The 5,427-nt window shown below is 74.8% G+C and carries 5 protein-coding genes; 3 read left to right on the forward strand and 2 right to left on the reverse strand.

Translation table 11 applies throughout. The features are described from left to right. Positions 1–35: 35 nt before the first annotated feature. A complete protein-coding gene (locus tag ACFWEP_RS30935; protein WP_387375053.1) occupies positions 36–521 on the reverse strand; it encodes a heme-degrading domain-containing protein in 486 nt (161 codons plus the stop codon). Then, positions 518–1,642: a Gfo/Idh/MocA family oxidoreductase gene (locus ACFWEP_RS30940; RefSeq protein ID WP_387375054.1), complete on the reverse strand. Its 1,125-nt coding sequence runs from the start codon at positions 1,640–1,642 to the stop codon at positions 518–520. The genes ACFWEP_RS30935 and ACFWEP_RS30940 overlap by 4 nt, the downstream gene beginning before the upstream one ends. On the opposite strand from ACFWEP_RS30940, the gene ACFWEP_RS30945 reads away from it, so the two are divergent. The 3 genes from ACFWEP_RS30945 to ACFWEP_RS30955 all read left to right on the forward strand — a co-directional run bounded on the left by ACFWEP_RS30945 (position 1,641) and on the right by ACFWEP_RS30955 (position 5,311). Next, positions 1,641–2,843: an ROK family protein gene (locus tag ACFWEP_RS30945; protein WP_387375058.1), complete on the forward strand. Its 1,203-nt coding sequence runs from the start codon at positions 1,641–1,643 to the stop codon at positions 2,841–2,843. The two genes, ACFWEP_RS30940 and ACFWEP_RS30945, sit on opposite strands and share 2 nt — an antisense overlap. 192 nt (positions 2,844–3,035) lie before the next feature. Next, positions 3,036–4,325 carry a peptidase gene (locus ACFWEP_RS30950; protein WP_387375056.1) on the forward strand — a complete coding sequence of 430 codons (1,290 nt, stop codon included), beginning with the start codon at positions 3,036–3,038 and terminating at the stop codon, positions 4,323–4,325. A gap of 245 nt (positions 4,326–4,570) precedes the next feature. Next, positions 4,571–5,311, forward strand: coding sequence for an HAD-IIA family hydrolase (locus ACFWEP_RS30955; RefSeq protein WP_387375059.1), 741 nt, complete (start codon positions 4,571–4,573; stop codon positions 5,309–5,311). The last annotated feature ends 116 nt before the right edge of the window (positions 5,312–5,427 follow it).

Raw genomic sequence — 5,427 nt, forward strand, 5'->3', positions numbered from 1 at the left:
GGGCCCCGGGGCGTAGGTACGCGAGGCGGTGGGGGTCACCCCTCCAGCGTCGTCAGGAACTCCTCCAGGCCCTGGACGACCAGGGCGTGGTCCTCGGCCTGGGGGAGGCCCGAGACGGTGACGGTGCCGATGACGCCCGCGCCCTCGACGGTGATCGGGAACGAGCCGCCGTGTGCGGCGTACGTGCCCAGCGGCAGGCGGGACGAGTCCTCGAAGGTGGTGCCCTTCGCGCGGAACCGGGTGCCCACGAGGTAGGAGCTCTCGCCGTAGCGCTCGACGACCTTGCGCTTGCGGTCGATCCAGCCGTCGTTGTCGGCGCTGGAGCCCGGGAGCGCGACGTGGAACAGCTGCTGCGTGCCGCGCCGGATGTCGATGGCGACCGGGGCGTTGCGCTCGCGGGCCAGCCGGACGAGCAGGGTGCCCAGCGCGTACGCGTCCTCGTACCCGAAACGGGGCAGAGTCAGCCGGCGCTCCTGGGCGAGCAGTTCGGAGACGGTCGGGGCGTCGGGGCGGGTGCTCATGCCTGGGGCTCCTCGGTGCTCTTCGTGCCGGTGGGCTGCGGGACCAGGGTGACGGCGGTGCCCTCCCGGGCGGAGCGGCGGGCCGCCTCCAGGACGTCCAGCGCCGCTGCCGCCTCCAAGGCGGTGACCGGGTTCTCGCCGGTGCCGCGCAGGGCTGCGGCGACACCCGCGTAGTACGCCGGGTAGTCACCGGGCAGGGTGCGGACCGGGACGCCGCCGCCGGTCAGCGGGGACTCGCCCGAGCCGAGCCGGCCCCACAGGCCCTCGGGCTCCTCGCCCCACGGCGCCTGTCCCGCGCCGGGGCGGTGGCCCTCGCGCAGCGCCGCCTCCTGCGGGTCCAGGCCGTACTTCACGTAACCGGCCTGCTGCCCCAGCACCCGGAAGCGCGGGCCGAGCTGGGCGGTGGTGGCGCTGGCGTACAGGTGGGAGCGGACGCCGCTCGCGTGGGTGATCGCGATGAAGGTGTCGTCGTCGGTCGCGGCGCCGGGGCGGCGGGCGTCCGACTCGGCGTACACCCGCACCGCGGGGCCGAACAGCACCAGTGCCTGGTCGACGATGTGGCTGCCCAGGTCGAAGAGCAGACCGCCGATCTCCTGCGGGTCGCCCGACTCGCGCCAGCCGCCCTTCAGCTGCGGGCGCCACCGCTCGAACCGGGACTCGAAGCGCTGCACCGCGCCGAGTTCGCCGTCGGCCATCAGCCGGGCGATCGTCAGGAAGTCGTTGTCCCAGCGGCGGTTCTGGAAGACCGAGAGGAGCAGCCCGCTCTCCTCGGCGAGCGCGGCCAGCTCACGGGCCTCGGCGGCGGTACCGGCGATCGGCTTGTCCACGACGACCGGCAGCCCGGCCGCCAGGGCGGCCTTCGCGACCGGGACGTGCGTCTTGTTCGGGGTGGCGATCACGACGAGGTCCAGCTCGTCGGCGCGCGCCCACAGCTCCTCGGGCGAGTCGGCGAAGCGGACGGCCGGGAACTCGGCGCGGGCCTGCGCCCGGCGCTCCTCGTTGGACGTGACGACCGTGTCGAGCACCAGGCCCTCGGTCGCTGCGATCAGCGGGGCGTGGAAGACGGAACCCGCCAGGCCGTAGCCGACGAGCGCGACGCGGAGGGGATCGGTGGAAGTCATGGACCCACTTAAGCAACGCTGTTGCCAAAGTGCAAGCGGGGCCCACAATGGGGTGGTGAACACCAGCGATACCAGCGATTCCCGCAGTGGCCCCGGCGTCGGCGCGCGCAACGGCACCGGGGTCAACCTCCCGGCCCTGCGCCACCACAACGCCGCTCTCGTGCTCGACCTGCTGCGCGGCGCCGGCGGCGACGGCATCAGCCGGCTGGAGCTGGCCGAGCGCACCGGGCTCACCCCGCAGGCCGTCAGCAAGATCACCGCCCGGCTGCGCGCCGAGGGCCTCGCAGCCGAGGCGGGCCGCCGCGCGTCCACCGGCGGCAAGCCGCGCACCGTGCTCCGGCTCGTCCCGGACGCCCGGCACGCGGTCGGCCTCCACCTGGACCGGGACGAGCTGACCGCCGTCCTCGTCGACCTCGCCGGTACGCCGGTCGCCGTCCGGACCGCACCGCTCGACTTCGGCGCCCCGGCGGCCGAGGTGGTCGCGGGCGCGGCGGACGCGGTGGTGGAGGTGAGCGCGTCGGCGGCGCCGGGAGACGGTCCGGCCGTGCTCGGCGTGGGTGTGGCGGTCCCCGGCCCGCTCGACCACCGCGACGGAGTGCTGCACCGGGTCACCGGCTTCCCGCAGTGGGACGGATTCCCCCTCCGCGAGGCCCTCGCCGCCCGCACCGGCCTGCCGGTCTCCGTGGACAAGGACACCAACGCCGCAGCTCTCGGCCTCGCCCTGCGCGACCCGGGCGCGGGCGACTTCGCCTACCTCCACCTCGGTACGGGCCTGGGCGCCGGGCTCGTCCTCGGCGGGGCACTGCACCGGGGTGTGCGCACCGGCGCGGGCGAGTTCGGGCACCAGACCCTCCTCCTGGACGGGCCGCCGTGCGGCTGCGGCGGGCGCGGCTGCATCGAGGCGCTCTGCCTGGCGGCGGTGGACCGGGGCGACGTCGTCGAGGCCGCCCGGGTGCTGGGCGCGGGGGCCGCCAACCTCGTCGCGCTGCTCGACATCGACCGGGTGGTGCTGGGCGGGCGCACGGTCGCGGCGCACGAGGACGCCTACGTACGGGGCGTGCGCGCCGTGATCGAGGAGCGCGCCCGGCGCGAGGGCGCCGGAACGCCCGTACCGGTCGCGGTCGCGGGCGGCGATCACCCGGTCGCCGAGGGCGCCGCCCAGCTGGTCCTCGGCCCGCTGTTCGGGCGGACGGCGGAGTGACGGGCGGACCGGGCGTGCTCCACAACACGCCCCGGGGCCTGTCGGCGGAGGGCGGGACGACCCCTGTCCCACCGGGCGGGTGAGCTTCCGGCGTGTCAGTGTGATGTTCGTAACCACGCCTGGCAGCGTCTCCGCCGACACGCCGGTGGTTCCTCCGCACCGGTCGTTCGCCAGCTGTGAAGGGTGCCTCCCATGCCCCCCGGACCTCCCGCACGACTGCGACCTCCTGCACGACTGCGATCTCACGCGCGGCTGCGCGACGGACGCGCGCTCACCTCGCTCGGCCTGGCCGCCGGGATCGCCGTACCGGGCGCACTGCTCGGCGGGCCGCCGACCTCGGCGACGGAACACGCCGCCGCGTCCGTCGTCGCGGACCAGCAGCCCGCCTGCGGCGACCGGGACGCCAGGGACTTCCCCATCACCACCCGCATCCACGGCGGCCCGGACACCTACGCGTCCGGCGGCGGATACGAAATCTGGTACCTGGACCTCGTCAACACCACCGCGGAGTCCTGCCGCGCCCTGCACCCCGTACTCGTCCTGACCGACCAGGACCGGCAGCTGACGCCGGACCAGATCCAGCTCGCGTACGCGGAACGGGCGGGCACGGAGCCGGGCGCCGGGACCGAGCACCGGGTCAGCTGGGAGACCACCGACCGGAACGAACAGATCGGGGTCTTCGGCAGCGGCGAGGCCGGCGACGACTTCGAGGGCTTCACGGTCCCCGCCGGACGCACGGTCACCGTCCGCGTCCGGATGGCCTTCACCTCCGACACCCGGCCGGGGTCAGTCGTGGCCAACGCCGCCATCGTGCAGCGCCGCCCGGCCGCGTCCCCCTCGGACGCGGTGGCGGACGGGTCCGTCGTGGCCCCGGACGGTGAGTGGGTGGGCGAGTCGGAGGACTACCCGTTCTCCCTCGTCGAGGGGGACATCGAGGGCGGCGCCGACCTGGTGCTCCCCGACGAATCGGGGATCGAGGACCTCCTCACCGGGGCGGAGGCGACCGACGGGTCCGGTACCGGCGAGGACGGGGGGACCGCCGGAACGGACTCCGGCGACGGGACCGGCACCGACGCGGTCACCGGCGCGGACGGGGGCGACGGTACGGCGACCGGAGGGGACGGAACCACCGCCCCGGACCGCAGCACCCGCCCCGACGACGGTACGAGCGCGGCTCCCGGCCGGGCGGCCGGCTCCGGCACGGGCGGGACGAGGACCCCGGGCGCCGATCCCCGTACGACCACCGGCGTCGGGCCCACTCCCGGCGCCTCCCCTTCCACCGGCCCGCATCCGCCCACCGTGCCCCCGGGCCGCATCGAGGTCCCGCGCGACGCCGCCGGGAACCCGCTGCCCGAGCTCGCCCGGACCGGGCGCCCGGGCCGGGCGGCTGCCCTGGGGACCGGCGCGGTGGCCGCGGCGTTGCTGCTCGGCGGCACGGCCGCACTGCTCCTGGCCCGCCGCATGAGGTGCGACCGGGGCTGAGGCCCGGCGGCGGCACACCCCAGGGGGCCCCGCACGCCCCCGCGGCCGACCGCCCCGGCCCGCTGCGATTCGCGCGATCCCGCCTCGTCCGCATGATCGATACGCGCCACCTTTCGGCCTAAACTCGGGGCGTCGGCGCTGCACACCGCGGTGCCGCCGGCGTCCAGCACCTCGTGTGCACCGTGCGTACGGCAGGAGTCCGTGTGATGGCAGAGCGCAAGCCGATCGAGTCCTGGCTGACCGACATGGACGGGGTCCTCATCCACGAGGGCACGCCCATTCCCGGCGCGGACGCGTTCATCAAGCGGCTGCGGGAGTCGGGGAAGCCCTTCCTCGTCCTCACCAACAACTCCATCTACACCGCCCGCGACCTCCACGCCCGGCTCAGCCGCATGGGCCTGGACGTTCCGGTCGAGAACATCTGGACGTCCGCGCTCGCGACCGCCCGGTTCCTGGACGACCAGCGCCCCGGCGGCACGGCGTACGTCATCGGCGAGGCGGGTCTCACCACCGCGCTGCACGACATCGGGTACGTCCTCACCGACCACGACCCCGACTACGTGGTGCTCGGTGAGACCCGTACGTACAGCTTCGAGGCGCTGACCAAGGCGATCCGGCTGATCAACGCGGGCGCCCGATTCATCTGCACCAACCCGGACGAGACCGGCCCCTCCGCCGAGGGCCCGCTGCCCGCCACCGGTTCCGTCGCGGCCCTGATCACCAAGGCCACCGGCAAGGAGCCGTACTTCGCCGGCAAGCCCAACCCGCTGATGATGCGGACCGGGCTCAACGCCATCGGCGCCCACTCCGAGACCAGCGCCATGATCGGCGACCGGATGGACACGGACGTGCTGGCCGGGCTGGAAGCCGGGATGGAGACGTTCCTGGTGCTCACGGGGCTCACCACCACCGCCGACATCGACCGCTACCCCTTCCGTCCGTCCAACGTGGTCGACTCCATCGCGGACCTCGTCGGCCTGGTCTGACCTCCCGGACCGTCGCCCGACCGGGCGACAGCGGATGCGAAAAGCGCGCGTACGGGTGAACCTGCCAACAGGAGGTTCACGATGCGTTCACTGCCCCTCACCATCTGTGCCGCCGC

The organism is Streptomyces sp. NPDC060198, from assembly GCF_042728415.1.
GTDB lineage: Bacteria > Actinomycetota > Actinomycetes > Streptomycetales > Streptomycetaceae > Streptomyces.